Genomic DNA, 17,708 nt, shown 5'->3' on the forward strand with positions numbered 1-17,708 from the left:
AGAAACAAAAAAGGGTGAAACCCAATCTGGTCTCACCCTTTTAGTTTTCTGCTGGTTGCTTGATCCAGTTACTCGACGATGATTTCCCTGACGGTTCTGCCGCTTGGGATCATTGGCAGGACGTGTTCCTGATAGGGGCAGATGACATCCAGAAGGTACGGGCCATCGTGATCGAGCATCGCGGCCAGAGCCTTTGGAAACTCAGCCTTGCTTCGAACCTGTGAAGCTGTGACGCCGTATCCCCGGGCAATCTGCACGAAGTTCGGGAATGTCTCGACCGGCATCGATCCATCGCCCTCTCCCAGCGCTTCGGGGTGATGGACCGGGCCAAGATATGTATGGGCTCGACGACCGTCGTTAAACCGGTCCTCCCATTGAACCACCATTCCCAGATGCTGGTTATTGAGCAGGAGAATTTTGACAGGGAGCTTTTCGCAGAACAGGGTGCCCAGTTCCTGAATGTTCATCTGGAACGAACCATCACCATCAATATCCACAACCAGGGATTCCGGGTGCGCAGTCTGAACTCCCATCGCAGCTGGAAGGCCGAAGCCCATGGTGCCAAGACCAGAACTGCTCATCCATCGGCGTGGTTTGTCGAACTTATAGAACTGAGCCGACCACATCTGGTGTTGCCCGACTCCCACGGTGATATAAGTGTCTCTTTCACTGGTCTGGCGCCAAAGTTCCTCAATGGCGTACTGCTGCAGGATTGCATCTCCCGCATCCGCGTAGCTCAACGGAAACTTGTCTTTCCAGACGCTGATTTGCTGGTGCCATTCCGTCAGGTCCGGGATATCCGAATCTTTCAGCTCGGCATTGATCGCTTCGAGGCAGGATTTGACATCCGTCACGATGGGGATGTGAGCTTCTTTGTTCTTGTGGATTTCAGATGGATCGATGTCGACGTGGACGATCTTGCCATGTTTCGCGAACTCTTCCAGTTTTCCGGTGACCCGGTCATCGAATCGAACACCGAATGCCAGAAGCAAATCCGACTGGTCGACTGCGTAGTTGGCATACACAGTCCCGTGCATGCCGAGCATATGCAGAGATTGCGGATGAGTTCCAGGAAAAACGCCAAGTCCCATCACGGTCATCGCAACCGGGATGCCCGTTCGGAGGGCCAGCTTAGTGAGTTCTTCAGACGCCTCACTCTGGATGCACCCTCCACCTACATAAAGCACTGGTCGCTTGCTTCGCCGGATCGCAGCAATCACCTGCCGGATCTGCTCCGGTGCGGCGGTTCGAACTTCCGGATGGTATCCTGGAAGCTTGAAGCCCGGATCAAAGTCGACTTCTGACAGTGGAATCTCAGCCAGTTGTACATCTTTCGGGAAGTCGATCAGCACAGGCCCCGGTCGCCCGGTCGAAGCGATGTGGTACGCTTCTTTGACGATTCTTGCGACATCCCGGATGTCGGTAATCATGTAATGATGTTTTGTGATTGCCCGACAGACTTCGACAATTGGTGTTTCCTGAAACGCGTCGCTGCCAATAACAGCCTGCGGCACCTGTCCGGTGATGGCAATCATCGGAATGCTGTCCAGCTTTGCATCCGCAATGCCCGTCACCAGGTTTGTGGCCCCGGGACCGCTGGTCGCCATGCACACACCAACTTCTCCAGTCGAGCGAGCGATGCCCTGTGCAGCAAAGCAGCCTCCCTGTTCGTGCCGTGGCAGGATCGTCCGGATGTCGTCGCGTCGCTCTCGTAACGCCTGGTGGAGCGGCATGCTGCATCCGCCTGGATAGGCAAAGATGCTTTTCGTTTGGTGCCGAATCAGCATTTCTACCAGAATCTGGGCACCGTTAATTGTTTGTGTCGCCTTTTCAACCGTAGCCAACGTCATTCACCTCAGCAAAAGAACGGGGTCATCCAGCAGGTTCTCAGGTCGATTTGTCGGATTGAAACTTTGCCTGGATTCATTCCGTTTCGGCAGGAACTGCGTGTCAGCAGTTTACGTACGCGTCTTCGTGTGTTCGACCCCGGATTCGGGCAGATTCCTTCGAATCATTGAATTCATGCCCATTCTTCCCAGTTAGAACAGACTTCCGGCAGAGGCCGACCACAGGGGGTTCCCGCAGAATCGACGACGTCCCGAATGACAATCTCAGCAATTTGACCCTTGAGTTATCCATGTGTTCGGAATAGATTGCCCAGCCGTTCAGTTTTTCACCCGTGAGACTCTGGGAATACCCAACACTGACGTTGGTGGTCTCAAACGGGCTTATGAATTGTGGTCGACATGACTTCGACCGGGCATTCAGTGTTTCAGGGAGGAACCACCGATGAATCGCGTGCCACTACGTCTTTATTCACCGCCTGCTGAAGACATCGACAACGAACTGGATGCTGACGTTATCCCTTTCGAAGCCGCTCGACGAACTATCATTTTCAGTGGTCGCTTCACGGAGCCCACCCGTCGTGCGAGACTGATCCGGGATAACCGAACCTGCCCAAATTGCTCACACTGCGATATTGAGCCACTGGAGCTGCAGGACGCTATGATCAGCCCCAAGAGTCGCCTGCCCGTTCCGGGCACAGCAACCATCGTCGGTTTCCACTGTAATGACTGCGGAACGGAATGGCCTGTCTACGAGATTCGACGTAACGGCTGAAAACTGTGGTTCGGACGCCATGGTCGGTATCGCTCGGAACGCCCCTCAGTCAACAACCGACCGTCCATCCAGGCTGGTCAGTGGGAATGATGCCAAGTAACATCGAGTCTCGGCGTCTGGATAAAGCCCCCATTTGTGATGGATTTGCTGGCGTGCGTTTGTCTTCGGATCTCGCCACAGGTGGTTGTTTTGCTCGGCGGTCAGTATCAATGATCCAACCAATAAGATTCTCTGCGGCAGGAAGAAAATGACAACGTCACTTGGCAGCATCATGGCTGAATCACTGAATCTGTCGCTGAACTACGCAGAACGAATGTTGAAGGACATCACGCCATCGATGTTTGCCAGGATCGCAACGCCTGGTGGCGTCGCGGTTGATTCCAACCATGCCGCATTTATCTACGGGCATTTGAGTCTCTATGGTCCGCGGATTCTTGAGCAACTGGACCTTCCTGCTCCTCTGATTCCGGACGGTTTCGATGTGGTATTCTCGAAAGACGCGAAATGCGTTGACGATCCGGACGCCACCATCTACCCATCGATGGAGGTGATCACTACGGCATTCTTCAACGGGCATCGAGCCGTGGAGCAGGTGCTTCGAACGACGCCCGACGAAGTTTTTTCGGTACAGAATCCACAGGAAGGGCGAATGCGAGAGCTGTTCCCAACACTGGGCTCAATGCACAATTTTTACCTGGGCGGTCACATGATGATTCATCTGGGCCAGCTGAGTGCATGGCGACGAATGATGGGCCTGGGCCCAGCCTGAATCGCGGATCGGATACCTGAATCCCGGACGCGCTTTTGAATTTTCAACGATACACCGCCGCGAACTGTGGTTCACCAAAACGGCCGAGCGACAAATAGTCAGCTACCGAAACGAACGCATCGACATCCGGCTGCCATCATCTGTAGAGAAATGGCTCTCCGGAGTTGTGCACGGACTCCCGAAAGTCGCGTCACCCATCAGCTGTTGGTGATCGTTTCGATCAGCATGGCTCGGACCGTCTTTGGATCAGCCCCGGCGACCTGTTTCATGATCATCCCAATCATAGGACCGACAGCGGCCAGCTTGCCGGCTTTGACGTCAGCGGCAGCCTCAGGTTTCGAAGCAATGGCCGCGGTAATTGCTGCCAGCAGCGCTCCAGTGTCTTTGATGATCTCCAGTTTTCGTTCGTGAATGATTCGCTCAACGTCACTCGCATGAATGGGATTGCCTGCGGCAGAAACGCTTTTCAGCTCTGCGTAAACGTCACGCGCACTTTTCGTGGTCAGTCGATCATCTTTGATCCACTTCAGAAGTGAGCCCAGAATTTCGGCAGTGATGGGGAATTCTGATAACGAGAGTTCATCTGCATTGAGATCGCGAAGGATATCCTGGGTGACCCAATTCGCAGCAATTTTTCCATCGCCGCACAAACTTGCCACGCATTCGAAGTACTCAGTCACATCGGGCCCCTGAGCGATGATGACGCCTGCGTCGTATTCTGTGAGACCAAGCTGCGATTGAAATCGCTCCCGGCGAATTGCTGGTGTCTCCGGTAGAAGAGTCCTCGCCTCTTCGATCTGCTCCCTGGTCAGCACGACGGGTACGAGATCCGGGTCCGGGAAATATCGATAATCGGATGATTCTTCTTTCTCACGCTGGGCAAAGGTAGTTCCACGTTCAGCGTCCCAGCCTCGTGTCTGTTTCGTTGCGCCGGGGTCCCCAAGTTTGAGGCCCGTCTCTTTAAAGAGTTTCGCCTGCCTCCGAATCTCAAACTCAACCGCCAGTTCCACGTTCCGGAAACTGTTCATGTTCTTGAGTTCAACAATTGGCGTTGCTGTTCGGCTGCCATCAGCATTGTGGAAGTGCAGATTTATGTTGGCGTCGCACCGGAGACTGCCTTCCTGCATATTGCAGTCAGAAACGCCAACAAACAGCAGTAACGTTCGCAATTCTTCCAGATATCGACGCGCTTCGCTGGCAGAACGCAGGTCCGGCTCACTGACAATTTCCAGCAGCGGAGTGCCGGTGCGGTTCAGGTCGACCAAACTGTCTCCACCGCGGCCCGACTCGTCGTGGACGTTTTTTCCGGCGTCCTCTTCAAGATGAGCACGCGTGATGCGGATCGTACGAGGTTCGGCGGTCGGGTCATCTGCCGCAATTTTCAACCAACCATTCGAACTGAACGGCAGATCGAACTGACTGATCTGGTATGCCTTAGGGAGATCCGGGTAATAGTACTGTTTGCGGTCCCATTTGGTGAACTCTGCGATTTCACAATTTAAAGCCAGAGCCGTGCGCACTGACAGTTCGAACGCTCGCCTGTTCATGACCGGAAGCGCGCCGGGCAATCCCAGACACACCGGGCACGTTTGCGTATTCGGGGCCGCACCAAATTCGGTTGAGCAGCCACAAAACAGCTTACTGTCTGTTTTGAGCTGCGTATGAACTTCAAGTCCGATAATGACGGTGTACTCAGCAGATGACATGGCGGTTCGTTCGTCTGTCAGATGGCATTATGATTTGCAGGATCGGCCTGATTTCCTGTCAGGTTGTTCGGAATGATAACCACAGACCGCCGCAGAACCCAGAGTAGTGACCAGGTTGTCGTTTCGGAGATGAACTCTCGTCATTCGACCGGACGTAATGCCCTCCCCGCAGTCATTCCTGCGATGGTGTCATGGTTGCGGTGCGTATTCAACCACGATAACGTTGGTGAGAATAGCGTCAGAATCGTGACGCCCTCTGTACGTTCAGGACTGCACGGTCGCCTCTCGGCACAGTGAAGTCTGAAGCATCAGGCTCTGTCCCGGAAAATTCTGGATTTATGATTCCTCAAACCAGCAACATTCGACGTGTTCTTTTTGTGTGTCTCCCGCTGATGATCACAGGTCAGGCGAAGGCGGTGGAGCAGCCGCAGTCGCCTCCTAACATTGTCGTATTCCTCTCGGACGACCACACAGTCACGGATTCGTCACTGTATGGTTCCACGGACCTGAAGACGCCCAATATGGAACGCGTGGCGGGTGCGGGAATGACGTTTGATCGCGCATTTGTGGCGTCGCCTTCCTGTGCTCCCAGTCGTGCGGCATTGCTGACCGGGCTGATGCCCTCAAGAAACGGAGCTGAGGCGAATCATGCTCGGCCGGGTCAGGACCTCACGAAGTTACCGGCCTATCTTCAGGCCCTGGGCTACGAAGTTGTTTCCTTCGGCAAGGTGGGCCATTACGGGCAAACGCCGGAATACGGTTTCGATCTGGCAAAGCATTTTGGATACCACGAAGACGTCTGCGTTGCAGAAGCGCTGAAGTGGCTTGACGCTCGTCAGAGCAGGAAACCGCTTTGTCTGTTCGTTGGATCCAACTGGCCGCACGTCCCCTGGCCTGACTCCGATGAGTACAGCCCGGACGCGTTGGATATTCCCTCGCGGCACGTTGATACCCGGAAGACACGCGACGCGCGCGCTCGGTACTATCAGGCGGTCCATACCATGGACAGGGAGCTGGGACAGGTCTTTGACCTTGCCCGAAGCAAGTTCGGTGATCATCTGCTCTTTCTGCACACAAGCGATCATGGTGCTCAATGGCCATTCGGAAAATGGAATCTGTATGAAGATGGCATTCGCACGCCCCTGATTGTTTCGTGGCCGGGGCACGTCGCTCAGGGCACTCGCTCCTCAGCCTTGGTCTCGTGGATTGACATCCTTCCAACTCTGATCGATGCAGCTGCGGGAACTGTGCCCGGAGATATCGACGGGAGATCAATTCTTCCGGTGCTTACAGGAAAGACGACGACACACCGCGATGCCATTTTCACAGTGCACAGCGGTGACGGAAACATGAATGTTTTTCCTATTCGCAGTGTCCGCACTGAACGATGGAAATACATTCATAACCTGCATCCCGAATTTCGCTTCAATTCGCATGTAACGAAGAAGCCCGGCGATACAGGTTACTGGCCGAGCTGGGTGGAGAAAGCGGCCACAGATGCAAATGCTGCCGACATCGTACAACGCTATCAGATTCGCCCCCGGGAAGAACTCTTTGATCTGTCCAGCGATCCGCTCGAACAGAAGAACCTCGCAACGGATGCATCGTTTTCCAATGAACTGAATGAGATGCGAGCTCGACTGACAACATGGATGAAAGAGCAGGGGGATACCCAAACAGTGTTCGGTATGCCGGACATGCTGCCCCTGAAGGATCGCCACCCAAATGTCATCTCCATTTTCATCGACGATATGGGGTGGGCCGATCTTTCCTGTTTCGGTGGCACCGCCGTGCAAACGGAGAACATTGATCAACTTGCTCGAGAAGGCATTCGATTTACCAATTTCTACGTCAACAGCCCGATTTGCTCTCCCTCTCGAACGGCGTTAACGACCGGTAACTACCCCGCTCGCCACAGAATTACATCGTATCTTGCTGAACGCCAGATGAACGAACGCCGTGGAATGGCACAATGGCTCGACGTTAATGCAGCGACACTCCCGGGAATGTTATCTAAGAATGGGTATGCCTGCGGCCACTTTGGCAAGTGGCATCTCGGCGGTCAGCGTGATGTGGGAGAGGCGCCTTTGATTACCGAATACGGTTTCGATGCTTCGCTCACAAACTTCGAAGGTCTTGGCCCGCGCGTCCTGCCACTGAAGGACGCCTATGATGGCAAACCGGCCGTCCCGCATGCATTGGGAAGTGATAGGCTGGGACGCGGGCCCATCGAATGGGAAGACCGATCGATCATCACAGCCCGGTTTGTGGATCGGGCTCTTCAATTTATCGACGACCCTGCAAACTCAGGTAAGCCACTCTTCATTAATGTGTGGCCTGACGATGTGCATTCCCCGTTCTTTCCTCCAAAGGAACGGCGCGGCGACGCAACCAAACAGACGCTGTATCACGGAGTCCTGAAAACGATGGACGAACAGTTAGGGAAGTTGCTTGACCGTGTGCGAAGTGATGAAACGCTGCGAAACAATACGCTGATTCTGGTTGCCAGCGACAACGGCCCGGAACCGGGGGCTGGTTCAGCAGGTCCGTTGCGGGGGTCAAAGGGAGAGCTTTGGGAAGGTGGCATCCGAAGCCCGCTCATCGTCTGGGGGCCGGGACTCGTTGAACCAAATGCGGCAGGTTCAACGAATGATCACACGATCATTTCCAGCGTTGATCTTGTTGCTTCCCTGATCACTTTGACGGACGCACCCGTGCCCGCCAACTATGTACCAGACGGTGAAAATCTGCTTGCTGCGGTGCTGGGAAAAACCACTGCACAACGGACCGATCCCCTGTTCTGGCGTCGGCCGCCAGATCGTCCCTCGCAGCCGGAGAACTATCGCCCCGATCTGGCAATACGGGACAAAGAATGGAAACTGGTCTGCAACCTGGATGGCAGCAGTCCGCAATTATTCAATCTGAACCTCGATCCGGGTGAAGCCAAAGACGTGTCTTCAACACACCCGCGGATTACTCAGCGTCTCCGAACACTGGTAGTCGAATGGAATGCAACTCTGCCCGTGGATGGAACATCACAGAATGCCGGGCATTTACCGCAGGGCGATTCGCCATCGCCGACCGCAAAAAAGAAACAGGCAGGAAAAGGCGCGGGGAAAAAGGGCAAAGCTGGTGCAAAAGCCAACTAGTTATCAGTCACCCGATACTTTGGGAATGCCCTCGGCCGTAGAGACGGTCTCGGATGAACGAACGGCCGCGGATTTCCTGGTTGTCCCGGCGTCCCGGAAATTTTCGGCCGGTAGCGTCCGGGCACCGGAGAAGAATGAACCAGAATTGCATCGAACGCGATCCTGTGTTGCGTCCAGCAACGCTCATGGGTGGCTGACGCGATGCATTTCTGTGTGCTGCCTCTGTCTGTCACTTGTTTCATTACTTTGTAATTCTCTTGAAGCGCAGACGCGTGACCGGTCACTGTTGCCTTTCGTCACAACGGATCATGTGATCATCCGTGAAGCGATCGGGGGCAAGGAAACTCGCCTGACAGGTGTGATCGAAGACCTTCGCGGCGATGTCGTTCAGTTGCGTCGTGGTTCAGGTGAACCGATGCGAATTCACCTGCGGGAAGTCATCGAACTTCAGTTTCAGAAGTCCGCTGATTTCGACCTGGGACTGCTGCACATGCAAAAACGCCAGTGGAACGAAGCACTAATGGCGTTCGACCAGGCATTTCTGGTTGAGCATCGCGAATGGGTACGCCGGGAATTGCTTGCGGCATCCTCTGAAGCTCTGCTCGCAATGGGGCAATTGAAAGCAGTCCCGCCTCGGATCGCAAAGATTGCGGAATCAGATCCTGAAACTCGACACGTTGGCTTGCTGCCGATGGTCTGGGATCACCGAATGCCAACCGACAAGCGATATCCCGCAACGGGAACGGATTTGAGTGCTGTTTCACCGCTGATTCAGCTGACCGCCGCGTCTGTGCTGCTGGATCAACCCGAATTTAAAGATTCAGCAACCCAGACATTGACGACCCTGCGACTGAACGGACAGCCATTCGTTCAGCAGCTCGCAGAAGCACAGATGTGGCGTACAAGAATCATCGATGCTTCACTCCTCAAACCCTCTGATGCTCAGCGAATGTCTGACCGAGTCAGAGATTTCGATCGTTCCATTCGCAGTGGTCCCGAATTTCTGCTCGGACGCTCTTTCATGATTCTGCACGATTACGATAACGCGGCCATTCATCTCATGTGGCCCTCGTCATTGCACACCCCCGACAGGTACCTTGCCTCGGTCAGTCTCTCTGAAGCTGCCGAAGCTCTCGAACGGTCGGGTCGGATTGGTGAATCGGTGATCGCTCGACAGGAGTGGCAAACGCATTTCGGAAAGCTCGACGTCAGTGACAAGTAACTGAATCGGTTGCGTAACTTGCCGGCACAGAAAAACGATTGCGTACTCTTTAAACAGGACTCATTTCATGCACTGCCAGAGACCATTCATTCCCGCATGGACTCGATTCTCCACGACCATCACTCTTCTTTTCGGAGTCATTACGTTGGTGCCTTCTGCCACTGAAACAGCTATCGCTCAAAGTCTGCGTTCACCGCAGGTCAACGACGACAACACAGTCACGGTGCGTCTGAAGGCAGCCAACGCGAAGGAAGTCGTCGCCAACATTGCGGGGCAGAGGCTGAAACTGACGCAGAATGAAGGTCGTATCTGGGAGGGTACATCTGCCAGTCTGCCAGCGGGCATTCACGACTATACGTTCCAGGTGGATGGAACAATGATGATCGATCCCTCGAACCGCAACGTCAAGAAGTGGCTAACGATGGCGAGCATGGTGGAAATTCCGGGCAAACCAGCACTGCTGACCGAAATGCAGTCGGTTCCACACGGATCCATTCAACGTTGCTTCTACCCATCCAGCACCGTCGGGACCCAGCGTCCGGTGATGGTCTACACGCCGCCGGATTACCACGCCGTACAGGAAACCAAATACCCTCTGGTTCTGTTGCTCCACGGATTTGGTGATGATGAAACAGCGTGGACCGAAGTCGGCCGCGCGAACTTCATCGCCGATAACCTCATTGCTCAGGGAAAGATCGGCCCTTGTATCATCGCGATGCCATATGGGCACCCCGTCCCGGTGCCCGTTGAACAACGGCCGGATGACTATTTCGCATCCAACAATGATGTGTACGAACAGGACATCATGAAAGACCTTCTTCCCTTTCTGGAATCACGGTATTCTGTACGCAATGACAGGGAGGGGCGAAGCATCGTGGGACTGTCGATGGGAGGAGGTCACGCGCTTGATACCGGGTTGAAGAATATCGAAAAATTCTCCGCCATTGGGGCATTCAGTGCGGCCGTCCCTCAGCTCAGCAACGACGATCTGATTATCAAATATCCCGCTCTCGCCGGTCCATCACCTGCCGCGAACCAACTACAGCACTTGTGGATCCCCATCGGGGACAAAGACTTTCTTCTGCAGCGCAACCAGTCCTTCATTGAACAAATTCGGGAGAATCACGTTCAGTTTGACTTCCACCTCACAAGCGGCGGCCACGAATGGAAACTCTGGCGTGAGTATCTTCCTGAATTTCTTATTAAAGTAGTCGGGAAGTAGCGGGACGAAGTCATTCGTTCCAATGACCGGGATTCAAATTCACGGTGGCCGACTTGAACCGGGTCTCCATGAGTTGATGCAGAACGATTCACCCAAGTAATGTTTTTCAGCGACGTGATGAACTTCGCACGACGCGAATGAGCCACCCGGTGATCGTCAGCCCGGTGATCGTCAGCGACGCGCCGGGCGGAGTGTTCATCCGCCGGAGTTCAGTTGCCAGATGCTGAAGTTCAATATGCTGGCGAATGTGACCCAGCTAAGGTACGGCACCATGAGCCAGCCGGCAGACTTCGATCGCGCGAAGAATGCCACGGTCGTGGCCAGAATCGCGAGCCAGAGGACGACAATTTCAACAACAGCCCAGCCTATCTGGTGCATTCCGAAGAAGATCCACGACCACCCAACGTTTAGGGCCAACTGGACGGCAAACAGTGATAAGGGAGTGACGGCTGCCCTGAATCCTGCCGGTTTCCAGACGATCCATGCGGAGATCCCCATGAGAACAAACAGTGTCGTCCAGACCGGACCAAACACCCAGTCTGGTGGATTCCATTCTGGTTTGACGACTGTCCGATACCAGCCATCAATCTGAGGCGTGGTAGCGGCGGCCCCAAGCCCACCCGCTCCCACGCAGACCAGAACAAACAGAACCAAACCAATCCAGCGTGTCCGCTGCTTCATCAGTGAACTCCGAATCCGAACTGTGGGATGATAAGCCGACTGACCGTGTTACTGACGCGACAGCCGTCAGGCCATTTTTCCCGGCGATGCTTACAGACAGGCAAAGTTCATTCTCGAAAAGATCGTTGCTGCGTTGGCTGACATTCGTGCATCGCTCTCAGACGTGACTCGCACTTGTATGTTCGTCACCGACGTCAGCGGATGGGAAGAAATCGACAAAGCCCATGGTGATGTATTCGCTAACATCCGACGGGCAGCTACGATGTTCGAAGTCAGCAGGCAAATTGGTCCACAATATCCGGGCGAGATTGAAGTCAATGCTGTTGTCAGTCGAGGATCTGTGGAGTGATACATGAATGCCGCGCGTGATGGAATACCGAAAGAATACCTGGCTGCCACCGATGTCATTGACTACGCCGCTCCCGATGTTCGTACATTGGCAGCCGAGATCAGGGACGCGCAAACGGAGGATTCAGTTGTCGCGCCGCTGCTTCGAGTGGGTTCGAGATCACATCGAACACAGTCTGGACTTTCAACGGGCTGAACTAACTTGTCGTGCGTCTGACGTGCTGGCAAAACGCACCGGCTACTGCTACGCAAAAAGTCACCTGCTGGCCGCACTGCTGAGAGCCAACGGCATTCCTGCAGGTTTCTGTTACCAGCGACTCACTGTTGAAGGAGACCACCCTCCGTATTGCCTGCATGGGCTGAATGCCGTCTATTTGAACGGCCACGGCTGGTATCGCATCGATGCACGAGGCAATAAGCCGGGCGTCACCGCTCAGTTTACTCCGCCCTTGGAACAACTGGCATTTTCGACATCAACTCTCGGCGAATTTGATTTTCCGGAAGTCTGGGCTGAGCCGTTGCCTCCCATTGTTGAAGCGATGCAACGTCACTGCGACGTAAAGAGTCTTGCCGAATGCCTTCCTGATCTGACAATTGACCAGATGAAGCAACTTCGAGAACAACCGCCGATTCCCCCAATGCTCCTCAGTTGTGAGACTGCGACATGACCGATTCCTCAAACATTGGTGCCGAAGTCATCACAAGTGCCATCACTTCCTTTCGAGCCAACATGGGCTGGGCTGACAAAGCCATTGCCCAATTGCCCGACGACAATCTGCACGTCGCTCTTGATGACAACACAAACAGCATTGCCGTCATCATGAAGCACGTCGCCGGAAATCTGAAATCCCGCTGGACTGACTTCCTGACTACAGACGGCGAGAAGCCGTGGCGCAATCGAGACGACGAGTTCGTGGATACGTTCACCAGTCGTCAGGATGTGTTGAAACACTGGGAAGAAGGCTGGGCCTGTTTGTTCAAGACGCTGGAATCACTTCAGCCGGACGACTTATCGAAGACCGTGACCATTCGGGGCGAGCCGCACACAGTTCCGCTGGCGATTCACCGGTCACTCGCTCATTGTGCCTACCACGTCGGTCAAATCATGTTGTTGGCTCGCATTCTGGCAGGCGATCACTGGGAGACGATCACAATTCCCCGTGGCTCGTCGAAGGAATTCAACAAGTCTCTCTGGAAGAAGGGGACGGAAAACACATGAAGCTAATCGAGATCGGCGAGACTGGGAACCTGCCGAAAGGCATGATTGCAGATGATTTCCTTCAAGCCGTCATTGAGGCCACGGTGGCGCACTATCAACGTGTCGGATTCGTGCCGCCATGGCTTGGATTTATCGGCGTCGATGATGATGTTCCGGTTGGTGTTTGTGGGTTCAAAGGACCACCGACTGATGGACGAGTTGAGATTGCTTACGCCGCAGCACCCGGACACGAAGGCAAAGGTGTTGCGACTGCCCTCGCCCGAGAACTCGTGAAGATCGCTCAGGCTAACGACGACACGCTGACGGTGTTCGCTCAGACACTTCCCGAGGAGAACGCATCGACAAGCATTCTGAAAAAGCTCGGCTTCGTCATGACTCGCACGGTCGATCATCCGGAAGATGGTTCCGTCTGGGAATGGGAACTTCCGAGGGATTCTGGAATCTGACGCCGAAGTAGGTTCTTCATCGGGAGAAATTTAACATGGCACGATCACTGGACGTGATTCTTGTGGTTGATCTGGAATCAACTTGCTGGGAAGGCGAACCACCGGCCGACCAATCCAGCGAAATCATTGAGATTGGACTGTGCCCCGTCGATCTGAAGACGCTGACACGACTGGAAAAACGCAGCATTCTCATTAAGCCCGTCAAGTCTGAGATCAGCCAGTTCTGCACGGAACTGACGACGCTCACGTCCGACATGTTTTCCAAAGCGGGAAGTCTGACCGATGCGGTGCGGATACTGAAGAAAGAGTACTCTGCCAAAGATCGTCTGTGGGCAAGCTGGGGCGACTATGACCGTCGGCAGTTTGAGCGAGTCTGTCAGGATCAGAACGTTGGCTATCCGTTCGGCCCGAGCCATCTGAACGTCAAGTCGCTGTTCGCTGCTGCCGTTGGGACCGAGCACGAAATGGGCCTCGACGGAGCGTACAAGCATCTGGGTCTCACGATGGAAGGAACACACCACCGAGGAGACGACGATGCGTGGAACATCGCTGAAATCCTGTGTCGGCTGCTCAAGTCAATGAGGGGCGGAAACACTGGCTGCTGAATACTACTCGCCGCACGCTTCCTTCTCGAAGGGATTCTCACGGTATCCGTCTTTTCCCCTGAGTCGCAGATACAGGTAGCACACATAGTAAGCTGGCAACAGGAATGGTCCCCAGCGTTCGTATTGCCGAACGTGAACAAGTTCATGCCTCCTGCAGAGTTCAAGTGCCGATTCTGTTCGACCGAGGATCACGTGGCCCAACGCCATCGCCATGACATAATCGCTGAAGAGATGGGACAGAATCCAGCAAACGCCACCATTGCAGAATTCCAGTGGCAACCTCCGAAGCACTTTACCACCGGTACACAGCCCCACCGCCCCGATCATCAGGCCAAGGACAGTGTAGGGCAATGCCCAGACGATTTTGAAAAGGCGAACTAATAACATGCAGCAATTCTATCGGTGAATACTCAGCCTTAAACAGGCTTGCGAACAACGGCAGTCGTCACAAAATCGCTCTGCTGGTCCACAGAAACATCTTCACCGTTGCCCTGTACGACAGATGCGATCATTGTTGAGTTGATGATTCGTGAAAACTCACGATTCGGATTGATGATTCGTGCGGTGTGAAGCAGACCAATGATTCCATCACCAATCTGCTTCAGACTGTTGTTGATGATCAGAATCTGAAACGACGTGTTGTCAAAGGCGTCAATATACGTAGTGTAATTGGAAAGCCGATTCTGCCCGTCCGGGAACATGGGATTGAACTGGTCCAGAAACTCAGCCGGAGTCAAACCGAGATCGTATGCGCACTTTGAGTAATCCGATAACTCCACGTGACTTTCAATTCGTGAAGGTTCATAGCCCAACATCAGGATGGACTCATCAGGGCCGCCGTCACGGTGAGGCTTCGTTGTCACCTGCTGATCAAATCTGGTGAGCGACTGATAAACAAGTTCATGGCCTCGGTGCCTGCGTTCAAGTCGGTCAAACTCATTCTTCAAACCAATCATCAGCCGCCGCTGAGATTCGGAACCGTAGGCCGGACCAAGGTTAATCAAAGCAAATCCCGGCTCACTGAAGTCCGTTCGGAAGACACGGTGATAAACGGACTCAGCAATCACACGCGGTGCGTGAATTTCTTCGGTCATGGTATCCTCCTGTTTGGGTCGTACGACATAGCGACACCGCAATCGAGACAGAGTTCAATCTTCAACTCGTTTTCAGCGAACCATTCCAGACAGCCGGTGTCCGAGGCGGCAACTCTTACCCAGTTGGAGGTGTACCATGCGACATACGAACCACGAACAATTCGACGAACAGCCATTTTTTTTGAGACGATGAGCAGGCGACGCCGAGGCTATCCGTCCGAAACGCAGGTCAAGCGTGGAGTGCAAGTCGTCAACGGCGGCAAGCTGCTGGAGGAAAAGCTCGGCAGGAATGATCTCTGCCCCTGCGGTTCCGGCAATCGCTTCAAGAAATGCTGTCTCTCGAAAGGCTGCTTTTGATGGCGTGAACCGGGATCACTACTTTAGGGACTGAGAAGGGTAACGCCCTTCACCGGTAGGCGCTTCACTCGATGAGAATTCGCTCTCGATGGTCGCTCGCTAAAGAACTGGGCTTAACGCAGTCTGCAATGAAACGAAAGCCTACTCAGTTCAACGAAACCGAGCGGGCTTTTGTGTTTGGACTGATCAACAAGGTGAGTCATGGAAGCGGTCGTTCGTCGGGCTGCAAGCATCGGGAAATCGTCCTTCTACAAGGAACGGTTCTTCTCCACGCACGTGCGGATCAGCCTCGATCTGTTGCGAACTCGGAATCGAGGAACGACGACTACTCACGATGTGTCTGGAGACTCGTAGCAGCCGTTCGTCATCGACAATACAAACTCCGACTCGGGAAGAGCGATGGAAATATATCGCGCTCTGCGAAGTCCGCCAATTATTCGGTGGTCGGATACTACTTCCGGTCCAAAGCCGAAGAGTGCCTCGCTCCGAATCAGCAGCGAACGGATCAGGTGCCGGATGTCGGCGTCTTATCCACGGCCAGGAAACTGGAACTGCCAACATCAGAAGAAGGGTTCAACACCCTGAAATACGTCCGACTGACGGAAGACGGATTCGTCGTCGAGGAGTGGAACGATGAAGTTTGATGATCTCGACAAGAAGATGCGGGCTCGAGACTGCTGCCGATCTGTGCGTGCTGCCCAGCATGCTTTATGGTCGCCGTCTCGATGGTCGCAGTTTCACCCGGCTGACCAAAGATTTGTGCCAGTTTGAAGCTCCGTTCGACCTGCGCTTCCGTGACCTGATGGTGTCCACCACGGAGTCGCTGATGACTGCGGTTTCCGCGCTGTACGCCTATACGGAAAGTGACGAGGATTTCGCTGTTGTTCGATCCGGCTGAACAACTCTTCGGCCGCAAGCTGCGGGAAATACAACTCGACACTGGCTGGTGAAGCCAGTGCTCAGTTTTCCTCCGTCTCGGGAAACCGGCGTGTTTCGATTGCCGAATCTCCCAGTTGCCCTCGACGGAACTGGCTTGTGGACTACTTCCGCTGGCGTAACGAGGATGCCGCTCTGCAACGCTTGAGCGCATGGTGCTACTGGACGCTCCGCAAGGATGGCCAAAGCGAGCAGCAGGCCACGAAGCGGCTGCTCGGCCTGTCCGTGAGTCAGAAGAACGAGTTGCTGTTCCAATATGGGATCAATCAACGATCTCCGAACTGGCAGAAGCGTCGGATTTGTACTGGGAAGAGTACGATAAACCTTCAGTGAATCCGATAACAAAGGAAGGTCAGATTGCCGGACTCGGTTGGGCTGTCGTCGAAGCCAACGCAGCATGGGGATCAGGAATCTATGGATGCAACCCGAATCTTGTGCTCGATGTCATTCGACATGCCACACTTCAATCGGAACAGAAAGGAGCCATGACGATGGGTACTTCCCACGGTGATTTCACCAAGTATCCCCGCACGCCCCATCTGTTTGGGTCGAAGGGGACGGACGACGACAAGCATCTCGGCGAAGCGGAGTCAAAGGCGTTTATTGCCGACGAGTCGCTGATCGTCGAGGAGAAGATCGACGGCACGAACGTCGGCATCCACTTCTCGGAATCCGGTGAGATGGTCCTGCAATGCCGGGGCCATCTCATCACCGAGGGGATGCACCCGCAGTACGACCTGTTCAAACAGTGGGCAGCAGTGAAGCGGCATGTGCTGGAGGAACAGTTGCAGAGCCGCTTCATCCTGTTTGGAGAATGGGTCTACGCCCGGCACTCGATCCATTACCGCAAGCTGACGCACTACTTCTTCGAGTTCGACATCTACGACAAGGAGCAGGAAGCCTTCCTCGATCTGGAACGTCGGTTGTCGCTGCTTGAAGGGACGGGAATCCAGACGGTGCCGGTGGTTCATACGGGCACGCTGGATCGAGATGACCTTGAAGAATTGATCGGGCCATCAGAGTTCGACAGCCATTTCGAGAACCCAATCACGAAGCGGCCCGATAATCTCATGGAAGGTCTGTACCTGCGCACGGAGGCGGACGGCGTTGTTACGGGACGAGCCAAGTTTGTACGTCCCGAATTTGTTGAGAAGATCAAGCAGAGCACACACTGGCAGCACCAGCAGATGGTGCCCAACCTGCTGGCAGATGATGTGGATATTTGGGGATGAATTCATCCGGATGCGTGCGTCAGCATGTCAGCATGTCGTCGATTTTGTATTCAGCGGCGAAGCCGCGACCGCATGTAGCCGTGAGCGTAAGCTCATGGGAAAA

General features: G+C 54.3%; 21 protein-coding genes. 16 read left to right on the forward strand and 5 right to left on the reverse strand.

Annotated elements, in window-relative coordinates:
• Positions 1-68: 68 nt before the first annotated feature.
• Positions 69-1,844, reverse strand: coding sequence for a biosynthetic-type acetolactate synthase large subunit (ilvB, locus tag R3C20_19115; GenBank protein MEZ6042612.1), 1,776 nt, complete (start codon positions 1,842-1,844; stop codon positions 69-71).
• Between the two features lie 445 nt (positions 1,845-2,289).
• Between ilvB and R3C20_19120 the strand changes: the two genes are divergently transcribed.
• On the forward strand, positions 2,290-2,619 hold the full coding sequence (locus R3C20_19120) for a hypothetical protein (protein MEZ6042613.1): 330 nt from the start codon (positions 2,290-2,292) through the stop codon (positions 2,617-2,619).
• A gap of 247 nt (positions 2,620-2,866) precedes the next feature.
• Positions 2,867-3,388 (forward strand): hypothetical protein, encoded by a 522-nt coding sequence (locus R3C20_19125; protein ID MEZ6042614.1) that lies wholly within the window; start codon positions 2,867-2,869, stop codon positions 3,386-3,388.
• A 197-nt stretch (positions 3,389-3,585) separates the two neighbouring features.
• On the opposite strand, the gene gatB is transcribed toward R3C20_19125, so the two are convergent.
• Complete coding sequence (gene gatB / locus R3C20_19130; GenBank protein ID MEZ6042615.1) at positions 3,586-5,094, reverse strand: Asp-tRNA(Asn)/Glu-tRNA(Gln) amidotransferase subunit GatB; 1,509 nt, start codon at positions 5,092-5,094, stop codon at positions 3,586-3,588.
• A 338-nt stretch (positions 5,095-5,432) separates the two neighbouring features.
• Between gatB and R3C20_19135 the strand changes: the two genes are divergently transcribed.
• The 3 genes from R3C20_19135 (at position 5,433) to R3C20_19145 (ending at position 10,687) form a co-directional block, all read left to right on the forward strand.
• Positions 5,433-8,243 carry a sulfatase-like hydrolase/transferase gene (locus R3C20_19135; GenBank protein ID MEZ6042616.1) on the forward strand — a complete coding sequence of 937 codons (2,811 nt, stop codon included), beginning with the start codon at positions 5,433-5,435 and terminating at the stop codon, positions 8,241-8,243.
• Positions 8,227-9,465 (forward strand): hypothetical protein, encoded by a 1,239-nt coding sequence (locus R3C20_19140; GenBank protein ID MEZ6042617.1) that lies wholly within the window; start codon positions 8,227-8,229, stop codon positions 9,463-9,465. The genes R3C20_19135 and R3C20_19140 overlap by 17 nt, the downstream gene beginning before the upstream one ends.
• Positions 9,466-9,532: 67 nt before the next feature.
• Positions 9,533-10,687, forward strand: a complete 1,155-nt coding sequence (locus tag R3C20_19145; GenBank protein MEZ6042618.1) for an alpha/beta hydrolase-fold protein — start codon at positions 9,533-9,535, stop codon at positions 10,685-10,687.
• Positions 10,688-10,882: 195 nt separating this feature from the next.
• Here the strand turns inward: R3C20_19145 and R3C20_19150 are convergent, their stop codons facing one another.
• A complete protein-coding gene (locus R3C20_19150) occupies positions 10,883-11,368 on the reverse strand; it encodes a TspO/MBR family protein (protein ID MEZ6042619.1) in 486 nt (161 codons plus the stop codon).
• A gap of 73 nt (positions 11,369-11,441) precedes the next feature.
• Between R3C20_19150 and R3C20_19155 the strand changes: the two genes are divergently transcribed.
• The 6 genes from R3C20_19155 to R3C20_19180 are packed head-to-tail and all read left to right on the forward strand — an operon-like array spanning position 11,442 to position 13,986.
• Entirely contained in the window at positions 11,442-11,717 is a 276-nt protein-coding gene (locus R3C20_19155) for a Rid family hydrolase (GenBank protein MEZ6042620.1), read from the forward strand.
• A gap of 3 nt (positions 11,718-11,720) precedes the next feature.
• Entirely contained in the window at positions 11,721-11,912 is a 192-nt protein-coding gene (locus tag R3C20_19160; protein ID MEZ6042621.1) for a hypothetical protein, read from the forward strand.
• Positions 11,845-12,384: a transglutaminase family protein gene (locus R3C20_19165; protein ID MEZ6042622.1), complete on the forward strand. Its 540-nt coding sequence runs from the start codon at positions 11,845-11,847 to the stop codon at positions 12,382-12,384. Before R3C20_19160 ends, R3C20_19165 begins: the two co-directional genes overlap by 68 nt.
• Positions 12,381-12,935: a DUF1572 family protein gene (locus tag R3C20_19170; protein MEZ6042623.1), complete on the forward strand. Its 555-nt coding sequence runs from the start codon at positions 12,381-12,383 to the stop codon at positions 12,933-12,935. Before R3C20_19165 ends, R3C20_19170 begins: the two co-directional genes overlap by 4 nt.
• Positions 12,932-13,381 (forward strand): GNAT family N-acetyltransferase, encoded by a 450-nt coding sequence (locus R3C20_19175; protein MEZ6042624.1) that lies wholly within the window; start codon positions 12,932-12,934, stop codon positions 13,379-13,381. Before R3C20_19170 ends, R3C20_19175 begins: the two co-directional genes overlap by 4 nt.
• Before the next feature lie 35 nt (positions 13,382-13,416).
• A complete protein-coding gene (locus R3C20_19180) occupies positions 13,417-13,986 on the forward strand; it encodes a 3'-5' exonuclease (protein ID MEZ6042625.1) in 570 nt (189 codons plus the stop codon).
• 3 nt (positions 13,987-13,989) lie between these two features.
• On the opposite strand, the gene R3C20_19185 is transcribed toward R3C20_19180, so the two are convergent.
• Complete coding sequence (locus R3C20_19185; GenBank protein ID MEZ6042626.1) at positions 13,990-14,373, reverse strand: hypothetical protein; 384 nt, start codon at positions 14,371-14,373, stop codon at positions 13,990-13,992.
• Positions 14,374-14,402: 29 nt separating this feature from the next.
• The gene (locus R3C20_19190) at positions 14,403-15,080 is read right to left on the reverse strand and encodes a hypothetical protein (protein ID MEZ6042627.1); all 678 of its coding nucleotides are present in this window, start codon (positions 15,078-15,080) and stop codon (positions 14,403-14,405) included.
• Positions 15,081-15,269: 189 nt separating this feature from the next.
• Here R3C20_19190 and R3C20_19195 point away from each other — a divergent pair, with 189 nt between their 5' ends.
• From R3C20_19195 to R3C20_19215, 5 genes are all read left to right on the forward strand, one after another.
• Positions 15,270-15,437, forward strand: coding sequence for an SEC-C metal-binding domain-containing protein (locus R3C20_19195; GenBank protein MEZ6042628.1), 168 nt, complete (start codon positions 15,270-15,272; stop codon positions 15,435-15,437).
• Between the two features lie 128 nt (positions 15,438-15,565).
• A complete protein-coding gene (locus tag R3C20_19200; GenBank protein MEZ6042629.1) occupies positions 15,566-16,081 on the forward strand; it encodes a hypothetical protein in 516 nt (171 codons plus the stop codon).
• Complete coding sequence (locus R3C20_19205; GenBank protein MEZ6042630.1) at positions 16,081-16,335, forward strand: tRNA(His) guanylyltransferase Thg1 family protein; 255 nt, start codon at positions 16,081-16,083, stop codon at positions 16,333-16,335. Before R3C20_19200 ends, R3C20_19205 begins: the two co-directional genes overlap by 1 nt.
• Positions 16,336-16,472: 137 nt before the next feature.
• A complete protein-coding gene (locus R3C20_19210; protein ID MEZ6042631.1) occupies positions 16,473-16,706 on the forward strand; it encodes a hypothetical protein in 234 nt (77 codons plus the stop codon).
• A 158-nt stretch (positions 16,707-16,864) separates the two neighbouring features.
• Entirely contained in the window at positions 16,865-17,605 is a 741-nt protein-coding gene (locus R3C20_19215; protein MEZ6042632.1) for an RNA ligase family protein, read from the forward strand.
• Positions 17,606-17,708: the final 103 nt, after the last annotated feature.

Source organism: Planctomycetaceae bacterium (assembly GCA_041398825.1).
Lineage (GTDB): Bacteria > Planctomycetota > Planctomycetia > Planctomycetales > Planctomycetaceae > F1-80-MAGs062.